This window comes from Streptomyces sp. NPDC028928 (assembly GCF_055564915.1).
In genome coordinates, this window is the sequence record NZ_JBVHVI010000026.1 from 63,927 (window position 1) to 78,695 (window position 14,769).

Sequence of the window (14,769 nt, forward strand, 5' to 3'; positions counted from 1 at the left end):
ATTTCCTACTCACTGGTAGCCCTTCCGATCACCGCACTTCCGGACAGGTCACGTTGGAGGCCCGCCCCATGCGAGACGCAGTCATCGTCGAAGCCGTACGCACCCCCGTCGGCAAGGGCAAGCCGAACGGCTCCCTCGCCCACGTCCACCCCGTGCAGCTCCTCGCGCACACCCTGCGCACCGTGGTCGAGCGCTCCGGCGTCGACCCGGTGCTGATCGACGACGTGATCGGCGGCACCGTCGACCAGGTCGGCGAGCAGGCCATGAACACCACCCGGTACGCCGTCCTCGCCGCCGGACTGCCCGAGTCGGTCCCGGCGACCACCGTGGACCGCCAGTGCGGCTCCTCCCAGCAGGCCGTGCACTTCGCCGCGCAGGGCGTGATCTCGGGGGCGTACGACCTCGTCGTCGCCTGTGGCGTGGAGTCGATGAGCCGGGTGCCGATGTGGTCCAACGTGCCCGCGGGCAAGGACCCCTTCGGGCCGGGCGTCGCCGAGCGCTACCCGGAGGGCCTCGTCCCGCAGGGGATCAGCGCCGAACTCATCGCCGCCAAGTGGTCCCTCACCCGGGCGCGGATGGACGAGTTCGCGGTCTCCTCGCACCACAAGGCCGCCGCCGCGTGGCGGTCCGGGCTCTTCGACGCCGAGGTGGCGCCGCTCGACGGCGTCGCCCGCGACGAGTGCGTCCGCCCCGACAGCACCCCGGAGACCCTCGCCGGTCTCAAGCCCGCCTACTACGACCCCGGCTTCGCCGAGCGCTTCCCGCAGATCGAGTGGAACGTCACCGCGGGCAACGCGAGCCCCATCAACGACGGCGCGTCCGCCGTTCTGATCACTTCCAGCGACACCGCGGCCCGGCTCGGCCTGCGTCCGCTGGCCCGCCTGCACAGCTTCGCCGTGACCGGATCCGACCCCTTGCTCATGCTCACCGGGGTCATACCGGCCACCGAGAAGGTGCTGCGCCGGGCCGGACTGACGCTGGACGACATCGACCTGTTCGAGGTCAACGAGGCCTTCTCCAGCGTGGTGCTCGCCTGGCAGCAGGAGACCGGCGCCGACCTCGCCAAGGTCAACGTGCACGGCGGCGCGATCGCCCTCGGCCACCCGCTCGGCGCGAGCGGCACCCGGCTGACCACGACCCTGGTCCACGCGATGCGCGAACGCGGCGCCCGCTACGCCCTGCAGACCATGTGCGAGGCGGGCGGCCTCGCCAACGCGATGATCCTGGAGGGGCTCCTGGAAGGGGCCTGAGCCAGGGAGCCGTCCTCCGGGGGGGCATGCGGCTCGGGCGCGGCCGGAGTCGCCGGTGCCACGCGCGCCGCGTACGGCGGCGGCGCCCACGGTGGCCCGCCCGCGCCCGTCGAGCCGGTCGTCCGAGCCGGCTCCGGCAACGCTACGACGCCACGGCGGCTCCCGGCCCACGATCCCCCCGGGGCTCTTGCGGTCGCCGGGGTGAAGGGGGTCGGTCAGCGGGTTCGTAGTGACGGTCGGCGGGTCCGCTGTGCGGCCGCTGGGCTGTCGTGGTCGGCGGACTCGTCGTGCGGCCACCGGGTTCTCGTGGGCGCCGGGTTTGTGGTGCGGTCACCGGGGTTTTCGTGGGCGCCGGGTCCGTGGTGCGGTCGCCGGGTTCGCTGTGCCGGTCACGGGGCTCTTGCCGTCGCCGTCGCCGGGGTGAAGGGGGTCGGTCAGCGGGTTCGTAGTGGCGGTCGGCGGGTCCGCTGTGCGGCCGCTGGGCTGTCGTGGTCGGCGGACTCGTCGTGCGGTCACCGGGTTCGCTGGGGCGGTCACCGGGGCCGTCGTGTCGGCTACCGGGGCTCTTGAGGTCGCCGGGGTGAAGGGGTCGGCCAGCGGGTTCGCGGTCATGGTCGGTGGGTTCGCTGGGGTGGCCGTCGGGGACGTCGTGTCGGCCGGCGCGGGTTTCGTGGTCGGTGGGGTGCAGGGGGCGGTCGGCGGGGCCACAGTGATGGTTGCCGGGGCGTCGTGCGTTACCAGGACATGATCCGGCCAGCCGCGGACACCAGTTCGTCCGTTGCCGCGATGGCGGCCTCGCGGCGGGTCGCCAGGGTCGTGTGGTCGGGGGCGTCTCGTAGGGCGAACGCGGCCAGGGCGGCTTGGCGGGCCGGTTCGGCGAGGGCGGGTTCGAGGACGGAGACCGCGACCAGGGGGGAGGTCACGGCGGAGCGGGTGGCGTGGGTCGCCGCGCGCGCCGCCTCGACGGCCTCCGCGCTCGCGCCGTTCAGCTGCAGCTCCTCGCGATGCCACAGGGCCCGCCGGTGATCGCCCAGGGCCGCCACCAGTTCGCCCAGCGCCACGCGCAGCGCGTCCGCCCTCCGCTCGGCGCGGGCGGCCCGCTCACGCCGGGACTGGAGCAGCGCGGTGAACGCCCCGCCGAGCAGCGTGCCGGCCACGGCGATGACGCTGGACCACATCGCTCAGCGGCCGCGCAGGTGGTGACGCTTGCGCCAGGCCAGCACCGTGCCCGCCAGCGCCGGTACGGCGATACAGGCCATCGCGATCAGGAAGGCGGGCGAGGTCGGTGCCGAGGCCCGGGCGCCGGCGACGGCGTAGGCGGCGGTGTTCGGGATCGAGCCGAGCCCCGTGGCCAGCAGGAAGGACAGCCAGCCCATGCGGGAGACGGCAGCGCAGTAGTTCGCCGCCCAGAACGGCACCCCCGGGAAGAGCCGCAGGGCCAGCATGGACCGGAACCCGTGCCGGCTGAGCTGCCCGTCGGCCGCCTGCAGCCAGCGCCCCCGCAGCAGCGGACGCAGCGCGTCCTGCCCGAGCAGCCGGCCCAGCCCGAACGCCACCCCGGCACCGAGCACCGTGCCCGCGAGCGCCGTCGCCAGCCCCAGCTGCGAGCCGAACAGCGCGCCCGCGGCCAGATTCAGCAAGGGGCGCGGTACGAACGCCACCGTGCACAGCCCGTACGCCGCCCCGAACACCACGGCCGCCGCGGCCCCGCCGAGCTGCGGCGGCCAGCCGTGCGTCAGCAGCCGCTGCGGCTCGAACAGCAGCACGCAGGCGGCCGCGCCGGCCAGCAGCGCGAGCAGCAGGGAGAGCCGGGCGTAGGGGGAGAACAGCACCCGGGTGCAGGCGGCGGTGAACCCCCTGGCGCGCAGCGGCGGAACAGGGACGGCGAGCTCCGTGGCGGCGGCCCGGGGAGAGGCCGTGGCGGTGCCAGAGCGGTTGGCATCGAGCATCCGATGACACTAACCGACGAACGTATGTGATCGCCGTCAAGTGTGTTCCCGGACCGTCACAGGCCGGCGGTGGCGGACACCGGACGCCGGTGAACGAGGCAGGTCCGGGCGCCGCCGGCGCTCGGACCCGGTAACCCGTGATGTGTGACTCACGCGGCGAGAGCGTGACCGGGGTGCAGGACCACCTTGGTGTAGCCCTCGATCCGCTTGTCGAACTTCTCGTACGCCTGCGGTGCCTGGTCCAGCGGCAGCTCGTGGGAGACCACGAAGCTGGGCTTGGCCCGCTCGGCGATGATCAGGTCGCGCAGCTGGCGGTTGTACCGCTTGACGTTGCACTGACCCGTGCCCATCTGCTGGCCCTTCTCGAACATCCTGCCGATGGAGACCAGCAACTGGCCGTGCTTGGCGTGCTCGTCGGGCCCGCCGGGGTCCGAGGGCACGTACAGGCCCGGCACGCCGAGCATGCCCGTCGGCCGTACCGTCTCGACCAGTTCGTTGAGGACGATGGCGGGTTCCTCGTGGCTGGCGTCGTGCGCCTGGGCCTGGTAGCCGACGGCGTCGACGCCCTTGTCGGTTCCCTCACCTCCGGTCTGTTCCTTGATCTGCTCGGCCGGGTCGCCCTTGGTGAAGTCGATGGGGATGGCCCCGATCTCCTCGGCCTTGGCGAGCCGTTCGGGCACGCGGTCGACGGAGAAGACCTTCGACGCACCGCGCAGCAGCGCGGAGTAGGCGGCCATCAGGCCCACCGGTCCGGCGCCGTAGACGGCCACGGACTCCCCGGGGGACACCTGGGCGAGTTCGCACCCGTGGTAGCCGGTCGGGAAGATGTCGGCGAGCAGGACGAAGTCGGTCTCGAACTCCTCTCCCGGTGGCAGCTTGAGGCAGTTGAAGTCGGCGTAGGGCACCCGCAGCCGTTCGGCCTGGCCGCCGATGAACGGGCCCATCGCCACATAGCCGTAGGCGCCGCCGGCGAATCCCGGGTTGACCGTCAGGCAGAAGCCGGTCTTTCCGGCGAGGCAGTTCTTGCAGAAGCCACAGGCGACATTGAAGGGCATCACGACGCGGTCACCCTCGGACAGGGAGGTCACACCGCTGCCGACCTCCTCGATGATGCCGAGGTTCTCGTGTCCGAAGACGATGCCCGACTCGGCCGCCGTGCGGCCCTCGTACATGTGCAGGTCCGAACCGCATATCGCGGTCGACGTGACGCGCACGATCACGTCGTTCGGGTGCTGGATCCGGGGGTCCTGGACGTCCCTCACCACCACGCTGAACGGCTCTTCGTAGACGACGGCTTTCACGTCTGTCACCTCCACGTCGAGCGTCACCCCCGTCATTCCAGGTAACGCCCGTGGGGAGGGGGGTGCAAGCCCCGCCGGGGCCGGTGCGACCGGCCGTCCGGCCACCCCGGGATGCGAGTGTGTGCACGCATGCCGAAAACCATTCGACGCCGTCACCGACCGTCGGCAATCATCGACGGCATGTTCCGGTACGCCTTCCTCCTCGCCGCATCCGCCGTCGCGGATGCGCCGAAGGCTGCCGTTCCGCTTCTCGTGGCCGCTGTCGACGGCGCCCGAAGCTGACCCTCTCCGGATCGTCCGGCGGACCCCGCAGGGGGAGGGTCGGCCAGTCCCCGGGGGTCCCGCGTCTTTCGTCACGGCTGAGAGGCTTCGAGGTACAGCCATGTCCAAAACGGCCTACGTGCGCACCAAGCCGCACCTGAACATCGGCACCATGGGTCACGTCGACCACGGCAAGACGACCCTGACCGCCGCCATCACCAAGGTCCTCGCCGAGCGCGGCACCGGCACCTTCGTGCCGTTCGACCGCATCGACCGCGCCCCGGAGGAGGCCGCCCGAGGCATCACCATCAACATCGCCCACGTCGAATACGAGACCGACACCCGGCACTACGCCCACGTCGACATGCCGGGCCACGCCGACTACGTCAAGAACATGGTCACCGGCGCGGCCCAGCTCGACGGGGCCATCCTCGTCGTCTCCGCGCTCGACGGGATCATGCCGCAGACCGCCGAGCACGTGCTGCTCGCCCGGCAGGTGGGTGTCGACCACATCGTGGTCGCGCTGAACAAGGCCGACGCCGGGGACGAGGAACTCACCGACCTGGTCGAGCTGGAGGTCCGTGACCTGCTCACCACCCAGGGCTACCCCGGCGACGCCGTACCCGTGGTACGGGTCTCCGGGCTGCGGGCCCTGGAGGGCGACCCGCGCTGGACGGCGTCGATCGAGGCGCTGCTCGACGCGGTGGACATGTACGTGCCGATGCCGGAGCGGTACCTGGACGCGCCGTTCCTGCTGCCCGTCGAGAACGTGCTGACCATCACCGGGCGGGGGACCGTCGTGACCGGTGCGGTCGAGCGCGGGACGCTCCGCCTGGGGGACCGGGTGTCGGTGCTGGGCGCCGACGTGGAGACCGTGGTCACCGGGATCGAGACCTTCGGCAAGCCGATGGAGGAGGCGCAGGCCGGGGACAACGTGGCGGTGCTGCTGCGGGGCGTGCAACGGGACGCGGTCCGGCGCGGGCAGGTGGTGGCGGCGCCGGGGAGTGTGGTGCCGAGCCGTCGGTTCACGGCCCGGGTGTATGTGCTGTCCGGGCGTGAGGGGGGTCGTACGACGCCGGTCTTCAGCGGGTACCGGCCGCAGTTCTACATCCGGACCGCTGATGTGGTGGGGGTCGTGGATCTGGGGGAGACGGGGGTCGTGCGGCCCGGGGAAACGGTGGAGATGAGCGTGGAGCTGGGACGGGAGGTGCCGTTGGAGCCGGGGCTCGGGTTCGCCGTCCGTGAGGGCGGCAGGACCGTGGGGGCGGGGACCGTGACCGCTGTGGGGTAATGGAGACGTGAACGAATCCATACCCATCACCCGCACCACCGACCACGGCACGGCCAAGCTGATGCCCGATGTCGATCGGGAGCGGGCCTGGCTGCTCACCGTGGACGGGGCGCCGCAGTCGTACGTCGATCTCGACGAGCCGACGTATCTGGAGTTCGAGTACGCGCGGCGGCTGGGATTCGTTCTGGATGCCGTCTCCGCCGAGGGCACACCGCTGGACGTGGTGCACCTCGGCGGGGGCGCGCTGACGCTGCCGCGGTACGTGGCGGCCACCCGGCCCGGTTCACGGCAGGACGTCGTCGAGGCGGACCGGGGGCTGCTGGAGCTGGTCACCGAGCACGTGCCGCTGCCGGCGGGCTCGGGCGTCGCGCTGCACGCGGCCGATGCCCGGGCCTGGCTGGAGCAGGCACCGGACGACCATGCCGATGTGCTGATCGCCGACGTGTTCGGCGGGTCCCGGGTACCGGCACATCTGACCACGCTCGACTACGTCCGCACCGCCGAGCGGGTGCTGCGGCCGGGCGGGGTCTATCTGGCCAACCTCGCCGACGCGGCGCCGTTCGGTTTTCTGCGCTCCCAACTGGCCACGCTGGCAGCGGTCTTCGAGGAGCTGGCGTTGATCGCCGAGCCGGCGGTCCTGCGTGGCCGGCGGTTCGGGAACGCGGTGGTCGTGGCCTCGCACCGGCCGCTGGACATCGCCGCGATGACCCGCCGCAGCGCGGCGGACGCGTTTCCGGCGCGCGTCGAACACGGCGCGGCGGTGCGGCAGTTCATCGGTTCGGCCGAACCGGTCGAGGACGCCGACGCGGTGCCCTCACCCGAGCCTCCCGACGGGGCGTTCGGCATCGGCTGAGGTTCGGGAGGCGGTGAGCCGGGCGCGCAGTGCCGCGGCGAGCATCCAGCCGGGGCCGACGGCCGCGACCAGGGCCCCGCCGATGAGCAGGCACACCACCAGCGGCAGGGTGGTGCGGGCCGCGGCCACCAGGCCGACGTACCCGCCGTCACCACCCGACTCGAGCACGGCGAACGCGGCGGCGATAGCCGGAGGTGTGGGTCACCGGCCGGCTGTCCCCGCCCTGCTACCGGTCTGACAAGTGAGTTTGCCGGTCAGTCCGTGGTGGGGTCGCCGTGCAGCCGTACCGTGCCGAGGATCTTGTCGACGGTCGCGTCCGGCACCTCGTCCTTGACGCCCTTGGCGCCGTAGAACGTCCACGAGACGAAGCTGCCCTTGGAGTTCTTGAAGGCGAACGTCGTGGCCTTGCCGTCGGTGTCGCACTTTTTCTTCTTCGGGACGCCGACGACGTACGACGTCGCGACGCTGCCCTTGACACCCGAGGTCGTCGTGAAGGATTTCGCCTTGCCGATCCGCAGGTACTTCTTGGCGGCCTTCGACTGGTCGGTGTACCCGCCGAACGCGAAGGTGGCGGAGTCGCCGGTGGCGATGCTCGCGGTGTCCTTGGCGCCGTTCTCGCCCTTCGTGCCGCTTCCCGCGAGCGCGTGCGACTCCTTGTAGCCGCCGGCGTCGGAGGTGCAGTAGTCCCGCTTCAGGAACGAGGTGCCGGAGAAACCGATGTACGCCGAACCGTCGCCCTTCTGCTCGTCCTCGAAGAAGGAGAAGACGCCGGGCCGCTCCACCTCCCAGTCCGCGGGCACCTCGAAGGCCGTGCCGTACTTGGGGTTGACCACGACCTTCCAGCCCGCGATCGTCGGCTTCTCCGTCTCGTTGGAGCGCGGGTTGTCGGTCGCGGACGAGGTGGGCGAGGCGGACGAGGTGGCGGTCGGCGACGCGCTCACGGTCTGTCCGCCCTTGCCGTCGACCGTCTCGTCGTCCTCGGAGCCGCCCAGCACCAGGTAGCCGGTCACGGCTGCGGTGACCACCACGGCCGTGGCCGCGATGATCGCGATCAGCTTCGTACGGCCGCCGCCGCCCCGCGGGGGCTCGGTCGCGGGCACGGGCACGGTGGGAGGCTGTCCCCACTGCTGCTGCTGTCCGTACGAGCCGGCCGGCGCCTGCTGTCCGTACTGGCCGGCCTGCGGGTACTGCTGGTACCCGGGCTGCTGGTACGGGTTCGCCTGCTGCTGACCCGGCTGCTGGTAAGGGTTCGACTGTGGGTGACCCGGCTGCTGGTACGGATTCGGCTGCGGGTTGCCCTGCGGGTTCTGCGCGCCCCCTGGCGGCTGCTGATCTGGCCACATGGCCAGTAACCCTAGTGTGCTCCACTGGCCAGCCTTCGCTACTCGTGAGTAACATGACCGCCATGAGCGCAGACCAGATGTCGATCGGCGAGATGCTCGCCGCCACCGTGCCCATGGCCCGGACACTGAACCTCGAATTCGTGGAGACCACGCCCGACAAGGCCGTGGTGTCCCTGCCGGACCAGAGCGCGTACCACAACCACGTGGGCGGCCCGCACGCCGGTGCGATGTTCACCCTCGGGGAGTCGGCCAGCGGCGCGATCGTGCTGGCCGCCTTCGGTGACCAGCTCTCGCGTGCCGTGCCGCTCGCCGTGCGGGCGGACATCGCCTACAAGAAGCTGGCGATGGGCGCCGTCACCGCGACCGCCACGCTGGGCCGCCCGGCCGCCGAGGTCGTCGCCGAACTGGACGCCGGGCAGCGCCCCGAGTTCCCGGTGTCGATCGAGATCCGGCGCGCGGACGGCGCCGTCACCGGCGAGATGAGCGTCCTGTGGACCCTCCGCCCGACCGACCAGGGGAAGTGAGCCGCGCAGACCACGGTCACCCGGCACGGCCGGAGCAGCGCTACACCGGGCTGCTCCGGCCAACGCTGTTGAAGAAGAGGCCCGTTGCCCCGGGAGGGCGGGCCGGTTTGAGCGTGTCAGTTCTGGTTAGGGGCCCGGAGAGAAACACCTGAGCAAGAAGCGTACGAGACGAGGGGCTTGCGTGGTGTCTCAAGGGGCGCTGGTACATGCTTGACGTTCTTGGGCTCGATGCCGTGACCGACGTCGTCTACCGGGAGATGCTCGCGCATCCCGACGACGGTGTGACCGAACTCCGCAGACGGACGGGCTTCACCGAGGGCGCCGTACACACCGCTCTCGACCGGCTCAGCGAGATGGCGCTCATCCGGCCGGCGAGCGGGGACGCACGGCGCCTGCACGCCGTACGACCGCATCTCGCCATGGAGATCCTGCTGGCCCGCAAGCAGGCGGAGGTCGCGGCGCAGCAGCAGCAACTGGAGGAGAGCCGGGCCGCGGCGGTCAGACTGATCTCGGAGTTCGCGGGCGACGATCCGGAAGCCTCCCGGGACGATGTGGAACACCTCCGCGGGCTGGACAACATCCGTGACCACCTGGCGGTGATGAACAAGGCCGTCGAGTCCGAGCTGATGACGTTCGCGCCGGGAGGCCCGCAGACCCCCGACAACATGCGCAACTCCCGCCCGCTGACACAGGAGTTGCTGGGGCGGGGCGTCGCCATCCGCACGATCTACCTGGACAGCATCCGCAACGACCCGGCCACGGTGGCCCACGCCGAGTGGCTCACCTCCGTCGGCGTCCAGGTGCGGGCCGTGCCGACCCTGCCCAACCGGATGATCATCGCGGACCGCCGTGTCGCCATCATGGCCACGGACAGTGACGACACCTCGGACGGGGCCATCGTGATCCGCACGCCCGGCGTACTGGCCACCCTGTGCTCGCTGTTCGAGACCACCTGGCAGACGGCCGAGCCGTTCTCCGCGCCCGCGCAGCCTCCCGCCGAGGACACGCTCACCCCGCAGCAGCACGAGGCGTTACGGCTCCTGGCCCAGGGCGCCACCGACGAGACGGTCGCCAAGCGGCTCGGTGTCTCACCTCGTACGGCACGGCGCATCTCCACCGCCCTCATGGCCCGTCTGGATGCGCGCAGCCGGTTCCAGGCGGGCGTCCACGCCGTCCAGAGAGGCCTCTTCGGCAACTGACCGGGGAAATAGGTCTGCCCATTCTGCCGATTTTCCTGGACGCTTCTGTCCATGGCATGAAGCGTCCAGCGGTAACACATCGTGAGGCTATATCGAACGAGACATAGTCGACGAATGCTTCTCGTTCATCTCACGCTCGATCCGCCGCCGGGCGGCGAGCCGTTGCCCCACGACATCGGATGTCTGATCCGGGCCTGCGCCACCCCCGAGGACGCCCTGGAGCACGTCGCCGTACACCCGGCGGCCACGCCGTGGCCGGTCGTCGGCGTGTTCCTGAGTCATGCCGACATGGTCGGAGCCGAGGCCACGGCGGAGCGGCTGTGGTGGCGCGCCGTGGCCCGCCGGCCCCGGCTCGCGGCATGGCGGTTGCGGCGGGCCGAGGTGCCGCTGCTGCGCCCGGAGATCCTGCCTCCGGAAGTCCTGCGCCCGGACGGCGGTCCGACCGGCGGGGCCTGAACAGGTCAGGGACGGTTGTGTCCACCAAACCCCCCTTTCCCGGATAGTGGCGACCGGCTGAGAATTCTTCTCGTCGGGAAACGAAATCCGTGACCGAAGGGAAATCAGGCAATGCGCAGTCGTGTCCTTTCCGTCTATTCCGTCGAAGTATTCGCCGAGCCGTCCGACGAGCCCGGCTGGCAGCGATGAGCCCCGCGGAAGCCGGGTTCCAGGGCATACCGGCGACCGCCCTCGCCGAGGAGTTCGGCACCCCCTTGTTCGTCTACGACGCCGAGGTGCTGGAGGACACGTACCGCCGGCTGCGCGCGCTGCTGCCCGAGACGGTGGACGTCTTCTACTCCCTCAAGGCCAACCCGAACATCAGCGTGTGCGCCCTCCTCGGCGCGCAGGGGGCCGGAGCCGAGGTCTCCTCGCACACCGAGCTGGTGACCGCGCTGCGGGCCGGGGTGGACCCCCGGGACATCATCTTCCTCGGCCCCGGCAAGGACGCACGGGAACTGGCGGCCTGCGCGGACGCCGGAATCCACGCCGTGGTCTGTGAATCCCTGGAAGAACTGCGCCAGTTGGACGAGCTGGTCGCAGCGAGCGGGGCGGAAGCGCCGTTCCCCGCCCTGCTGCGGGTCAACCCGTCCTTCGGCAGCAAGGGCTCGGGCCTCGCCATGGGCGGCAAGCCCCGGCAGTTCGGCATCGACGAGGAGGAAGTGCGCCGCGCCAAGGACACCCTGGCGGGGCTGCGGCACGTACGGGTCAGGGGCGTCCACGCCTACATGGGCACCCGGTTCCTGCACCACGCGGACGTCGTGCGCAACACCGCCGGGATCCTGTCCATGGCCGAGGACCTGGCGGGCCACCTCGGCATCCCGCTGGAGACCGTCGACTTCGGCGGCGGGCTCGGAGTCGCCTACTTCGAGAACGAGGACGACCTCGACCTCGACGCGCTCGGCGCCGGTGTCCGCGAGGTGGTCGCCCCCTTCGCCGCGCGCCACCCGCACTGCCGGCTGATCATGGAACTCGGCCGCTTCCTCACCGCCGACGCCGGAACCTACGTCGTCCGCGCCCGCTATGTGAAGCAGTCGAGAGGCGAGTGGTTCGTCGTCGCGGACGGCGGCACCAACCACCACATGGCGGCGGTCGGCATCGGCAGCTTCGTCAAGCGGAACTTCCCCGTGACCCACCTCGGCCGCCCGGCGGACCCCGCCGCGCGCCCCTACACGCTGACCGGGCCGCTGTGCACGCCGAACGACGTGGTCGCCAAGAGAGTGCCGCTGCCGGAGGTCGTCCCCGGCGACCTGCTGGGCGTGCGGCGCTCGGGAGCCTACGGCCCCACGGCCTCCCCGGGTCTCTTCCTGAGCCACGGCTTCCCCGCCGAGGTGCTGGTCCACCGCGGCCGGGCCCGGCTGGTCAGGGAACGGGACACGACCGAGGACATGCTGGCCAGACAGCGCCTCGTCGACCTCGACGGCGAGGACGCGCCTTGACGGACACCGCGGCCGGCACCCTCCGGATCGGCGTGGACGTCCTGGACAGCACAGAACTGCGCCGCCTCCTCACCCGGCCGTGGTTCCTGCGCCTCAGCTACGCCCCCGAGGAGATCGGGCTGGCCGACGGCATGGGCGAGGAACGCCGGCTGGAGTTCCTGACCGGACGGTTCGCCGCCAAGGAAGCCGTGGTGAAGGTGCTGGGCACCGGGCTGCTGCGCGGTGTCGCCCCCCGGGACGTCTGCGTGGAGCGGGCCGCCGACGGGGCGCCGGTCGTCACCCTGCGGGGACGCGCGGCCGCCCTGGGGCCGGCCGCCATCGAACTGTCCATCACCCACAAACAGAACGTGGTCGCCGCCGTGGCCCTCGCAGTGGTCACGCCGGCGGGCCCGCACCCTGCCAGAACGCTCAGAGAGGACGGTGCCCCCATGTCCCTCGCGGACACGCACCAGGAGGCCGAGGCATCCGCCTTCCTCCGGGTGCGCATCGGCCAGGAGGACGCCCATTACGGCGGCGGCCTGGTGGACGGTGCGCACATCCTGCGGCTCTTCGGTGATCTCGTCACCGAGATCACCGCACGGACGGATAAGGACGAAGGACTGCTGGCCGAGTACTCCGGCGTCCGCTTCCTCGCACCGGTACGGCCCGGTGACTACATCGAGGCCCGCGCCCGTCTGGTCCGCGCGACCCGGCTGCGCCGCGTGGTCGAGCTGGAGGCGCACAAGGTCATCGAGGCCAGTCCGGCGCACGGACCCAGCGCCGTACAGGTCCTCAGCGCCCCACGGCTGGTCTGCGCGGCGACCGCGACGACGGTGATCCCGATGAGCAAGGCGAGGCCGGCCACCGCCCGGGACGCGCCGCCGGCCACCGGGAAGGACGCGTCGCCGGCCACCGCCGAGGACGCGTCGCCGGCCGCCGCGAGGGACGTACCGCTTCCGCTCACCACCGCGAAGGAGTCGTGATGACCTCACCCCCCGTGCTGCTGCACGACCTGCTCGACCGTGCCGCCGAGCGCGCCCCGCACTCCACCGCCCTGAGCACCACCGGGGCCTCGCTCACCTACCGGGAGTTCGCCCGGGCCAGTGTCCGCCTGGCCGGACTGCTGCACGAGCAGGGGGTGCGCGCCGGTGACCGCGTCGTGGTGAGCGCCGCCGACGGACTCGGCACGGCCGTACTCGTGTACGCCGTCTCCCGGCTCGGCGCCGTCTTCAGCGTGCTGCACGAGGAGGTACGCGGCGGCCCGCTGGAGCACGTCCTGCGCGACTGCGAACCCGTGCTCCTCGTGTCCGACGACACCGGCGCGGGCCGGACCGCCGCAGCGCACGGCGTGCCCTTCCGACTCCTCGCGGACCTCCTCCGGAACGCCCTCGACACCGGCCGCTCCGCCCCGGCCGCACCCGAGGACCCCCGGACGCCCGCCGTCGACCCGGTCTGCCTCATCTACACCTCGGGGACGACCGCGCTGCCCAAGGCGGTGGTGAGCACGCACCAGCAGGTGCTGTTCGCGGTCTCGGCGATCCACGCCTGCCTCGGCTACCGTGCGGACGACGTCGTCTACTGCCCGCTGCCGCTCTCCTTCGATTACGGGCTCTACCAGGTCCACCTCGCCGCCCTGAGCGGAGCCCGGCTCCACCTGGGCACGGCGGCGGAGGCCGGTCCGCCGCTGCTCAGCCACCTGGAGAAGACCCGGGCCACCGTGCTGCCCGGCGTGCCCTCGATCGCGGACCGGCTGGCCTGGCTGGTCCGCCACAGCCCCGGCGCCCTGCGGAACCTGCGGCTGCTCACCAACACCGGCGCCGCCCTGTCGGAGGGCACCATGAGCGCGCTCAGGCAGGCCCTGCCCCGGCTGCGCATCCAGGTCATGTACGGGCTGACCGAGTGCAAACGCGCGGCGATCATGCCGCCGGACGGCGATCTGGAGCACCCCGGATCCTGCGGATACCCGCTGCCCGGCACCAGGATCGAGGTGATCGACGACGAGGGGCGGCGGCTGCCGGCCGGTGAGATCGGGCAGATCGTCGTCCGCGGCCCGCATGTCATGGCCGGGTACTGGCGGCGCCCGGAACTCAACGCCGAGCGGTTCCCCCGCACCGAGGGCCTCTTCCCGGAGCTGCGCACCGGCGACTACGGCTGGCTGGACGACGAGGGCTTCCTGTACTTCTCCGGCCGCCGCGACGACCTCTACAAGGAGCGCGGCTTCCGGATCAGCGCGACCGAGGTCGAGGCGGCGGCGCACCGGGTGGAGGGCGTGACCTCCGCGGCCGTCCTGCCACCGGCCGGCCGGCGCGGCGCGGTGCTCTTCGTGGTCGGCGACGGCATCAGCGCCGACGCCGTACGCGAGGACATGCGGCAGCACATCGAGCCGTTCAAGATCCCCCGGCGCTGCGTCCGGACCGACGCCCTGCCCACGAACGGCAACGGCAAGGTCGACCGGAAGAAGCTGGCCGCGCTCGCCGAGCCGGCCGACCACTCCACCCTCTCCGCGAAGTGACGACCAAGGAGGACCACTGATGGACCGCGAGGCGATTGTGCGGGCGCTCGAAGCCGCCCTGACCGATGTGCTGGAGCGCCCGGTCACCGGGCTGCGCGGCGAGGTCAGGCTCTTCGACGACCTGCACCTGGACTCCACCACCATGCTGGAGATGCTGATGGCCCTGGAGAACTCCATGGGCCTGACCGTCGATCCGGAAGAACTGGACGCGGACGACTTCGAGTCGGTGGACACCTTCACCGACTTCGTCCAGTCGACCCTGCGCAACCAGGTGCCGGCGTGACCATCACCCAGCCCGACCTCAGCGTCTTCGAAACCCTGGAGTCCGAGGTGCGCAGCTACTGCCGCGGCTGGCCCACCGTCTTCGACCGCG

The 14,769-nt window shown here is 71.6% G+C and carries 15 protein-coding genes; 10 read left to right on the forward strand and 5 right to left on the reverse strand.

What is annotated here, in order from left to right; genetic code table 11:
* Positions 1-68 precede the first annotated feature (68 nt).
* On the forward strand, positions 69-1,250 hold the full coding sequence (locus ACZ4U1_RS39240) for a thiolase family protein (RefSeq protein ID WP_467908960.1): 1,182 nt from the start codon (positions 69-71) through the stop codon (positions 1,248-1,250).
* A 734-nt stretch (positions 1,251-1,984) separates the two neighbouring features.
* Here ACZ4U1_RS39240 and ACZ4U1_RS39245 read toward each other — a convergent pair.
* From ACZ4U1_RS39245 to ACZ4U1_RS39255, 3 genes are all read right to left on the reverse strand, one after another.
* Positions 1,985-2,407 carry a protein kilB gene (locus tag ACZ4U1_RS39245; RefSeq protein ID WP_467908961.1) on the reverse strand — a complete coding sequence of 141 codons (423 nt, stop codon included), beginning with the start codon at positions 2,405-2,407 and terminating at the stop codon, positions 1,985-1,987.
* A 24-nt stretch (positions 2,408-2,431) separates the two neighbouring features.
* On the reverse strand, positions 2,432-3,199 hold the full coding sequence (locus ACZ4U1_RS39250; protein WP_467908962.1) for a TVP38/TMEM64 family protein: 768 nt from the start codon (positions 3,197-3,199) through the stop codon (positions 2,432-2,434).
* 149 nt (positions 3,200-3,348) lie between these two features.
* The gene (locus ACZ4U1_RS39255) at positions 3,349-4,500 is read right to left on the reverse strand and encodes a glutathione-independent formaldehyde dehydrogenase (RefSeq protein ID WP_467908976.1); all 1,152 of its coding nucleotides are present in this window, start codon (positions 4,498-4,500) and stop codon (positions 3,349-3,351) included.
* Positions 4,501-4,882: 382 nt separating this feature from the next.
* Here ACZ4U1_RS39255 and tuf point away from each other — a divergent pair, with 382 nt between their 5' ends.
* Complete coding sequence (tuf, locus tag ACZ4U1_RS39260) at positions 4,883-6,052, forward strand: elongation factor Tu (RefSeq protein WP_467908963.1); 1,170 nt, start codon at positions 4,883-4,885, stop codon at positions 6,050-6,052.
* A 7-nt stretch (positions 6,053-6,059) separates the two neighbouring features.
* Positions 6,060-6,905, forward strand: coding sequence for a spermidine synthase (locus ACZ4U1_RS39265; protein WP_467908964.1), 846 nt, complete (start codon positions 6,060-6,062; stop codon positions 6,903-6,905).
* On the opposite strand, the gene ACZ4U1_RS39270 is transcribed toward ACZ4U1_RS39265, so the two are convergent.
* Together ACZ4U1_RS39270 and ACZ4U1_RS39275 are read right to left on the reverse strand one after the other, a co-directional pair.
* Positions 6,867-7,073, reverse strand: a complete 207-nt coding sequence (locus tag ACZ4U1_RS39270; protein WP_467908965.1) for a hypothetical protein — start codon at positions 7,071-7,073, stop codon at positions 6,867-6,869. The two genes, ACZ4U1_RS39265 and ACZ4U1_RS39270, sit on opposite strands and share 39 nt — an antisense overlap.
* Before the next feature lie 86 nt (positions 7,074-7,159).
* Positions 7,160-8,248, reverse strand: a complete 1,089-nt coding sequence (locus tag ACZ4U1_RS39275) for a DUF8017 domain-containing protein (RefSeq protein WP_467908966.1) — start codon at positions 8,246-8,248, stop codon at positions 7,160-7,162.
* Between the two features lie 53 nt (positions 8,249-8,301).
* Between ACZ4U1_RS39275 and ACZ4U1_RS39280 the strand changes: the two genes are divergently transcribed.
* The 7 genes from ACZ4U1_RS39280 (at position 8,302) to ACZ4U1_RS39310 (ending at position 14,679) form a co-directional block, all read left to right on the forward strand.
* Positions 8,302-8,772 (forward strand): DUF4442 domain-containing protein, encoded by a 471-nt coding sequence (locus ACZ4U1_RS39280; RefSeq protein ID WP_467908977.1) that lies wholly within the window; start codon positions 8,302-8,304, stop codon positions 8,770-8,772.
* A gap of 206 nt (positions 8,773-8,978) precedes the next feature.
* The gene (locus ACZ4U1_RS39285; protein WP_467908967.1) at positions 8,979-9,971 is read left to right on the forward strand and encodes a LuxR C-terminal-related transcriptional regulator; all 993 of its coding nucleotides are present in this window, start codon (positions 8,979-8,981) and stop codon (positions 9,969-9,971) included.
* Between the two features lie 114 nt (positions 9,972-10,085).
* Entirely contained in the window at positions 10,086-10,427 is a 342-nt protein-coding gene (locus tag ACZ4U1_RS39290; RefSeq protein WP_467908968.1) for a hypothetical protein, read from the forward strand.
* 185 nt (positions 10,428-10,612) lie between these two features.
* Complete coding sequence (locus ACZ4U1_RS39295; protein ID WP_467908969.1) at positions 10,613-11,905, forward strand: alanine racemase; 1,293 nt, start codon at positions 10,613-10,615, stop codon at positions 11,903-11,905.
* On the forward strand, positions 11,902-12,867 hold the full coding sequence (locus ACZ4U1_RS39300; protein WP_467908970.1) for a 4'-phosphopantetheinyl transferase superfamily protein: 966 nt from the start codon (positions 11,902-11,904) through the stop codon (positions 12,865-12,867). Before ACZ4U1_RS39295 ends, ACZ4U1_RS39300 begins: the two co-directional genes overlap by 4 nt.
* Positions 12,867-14,396, forward strand: a complete 1,530-nt coding sequence (locus ACZ4U1_RS39305) for a class I adenylate-forming enzyme family protein (RefSeq protein ID WP_467908971.1) — start codon at positions 12,867-12,869, stop codon at positions 14,394-14,396. The genes ACZ4U1_RS39300 and ACZ4U1_RS39305 overlap by 1 nt, the downstream gene beginning before the upstream one ends.
* Before the next feature lie 19 nt (positions 14,397-14,415).
* Positions 14,416-14,679 (forward strand): acyl carrier protein, encoded by a 264-nt coding sequence (locus ACZ4U1_RS39310; protein ID WP_467908972.1) that lies wholly within the window; start codon positions 14,416-14,418, stop codon positions 14,677-14,679.
* Positions 14,680-14,769: the final 90 nt, after the last annotated feature.

Bases quoted from the DNA above. Each gene is read 5' to 3' on its own strand.
- ACZ4U1_RS39240 (WP_467908960.1), top strand. From the start codon at position 69: ATGCGAGACGCAGTCATCGTCGAAGCCGTACGCACCCCCGTCGGCAAG.
- ACZ4U1_RS39250 (WP_467908962.1), bottom strand. From the start codon at position 3,199: ATGCTCGATGCCAACCGCTCTGGCACCGCCACGGCCTCTCCCCGGGCC.
- tuf (WP_467908963.1), top strand. From the start codon at position 4,883: ATGTCCAAAACGGCCTACGTGCGCACCAAGCCGCACCTGAACATCGGC.
- ACZ4U1_RS39275 (WP_467908966.1), bottom strand. From the start codon at position 8,248: ATGTGGCCAGATCAGCAGCCGCCAGGGGGCGCGCAGAACCCGCAGGGC.
- ACZ4U1_RS39280 (WP_467908977.1), top strand. From the start codon at position 8,302: ATGACCGCCATGAGCGCAGACCAGATGTCGATCGGCGAGATGCTCGCC.
- ACZ4U1_RS39285 (WP_467908967.1), top strand. From the start codon at position 8,979: ATGCTTGACGTTCTTGGGCTCGATGCCGTGACCGACGTCGTCTACCGG.
- ACZ4U1_RS39290 (WP_467908968.1), top strand. From the start codon at position 10,086: ATGCTTCTCGTTCATCTCACGCTCGATCCGCCGCCGGGCGGCGAGCCG.
- ACZ4U1_RS39295 (WP_467908969.1), top strand. From the start codon at position 10,613: ATGAGCCCCGCGGAAGCCGGGTTCCAGGGCATACCGGCGACCGCCCTC.
- ACZ4U1_RS39305 (WP_467908971.1), top strand. From the start codon at position 12,867: ATGACCTCACCCCCCGTGCTGCTGCACGACCTGCTCGACCGTGCCGCC.
- ACZ4U1_RS39310 (WP_467908972.1), top strand. From the start codon at position 14,416: ATGGACCGCGAGGCGATTGTGCGGGCGCTCGAAGCCGCCCTGACCGAT.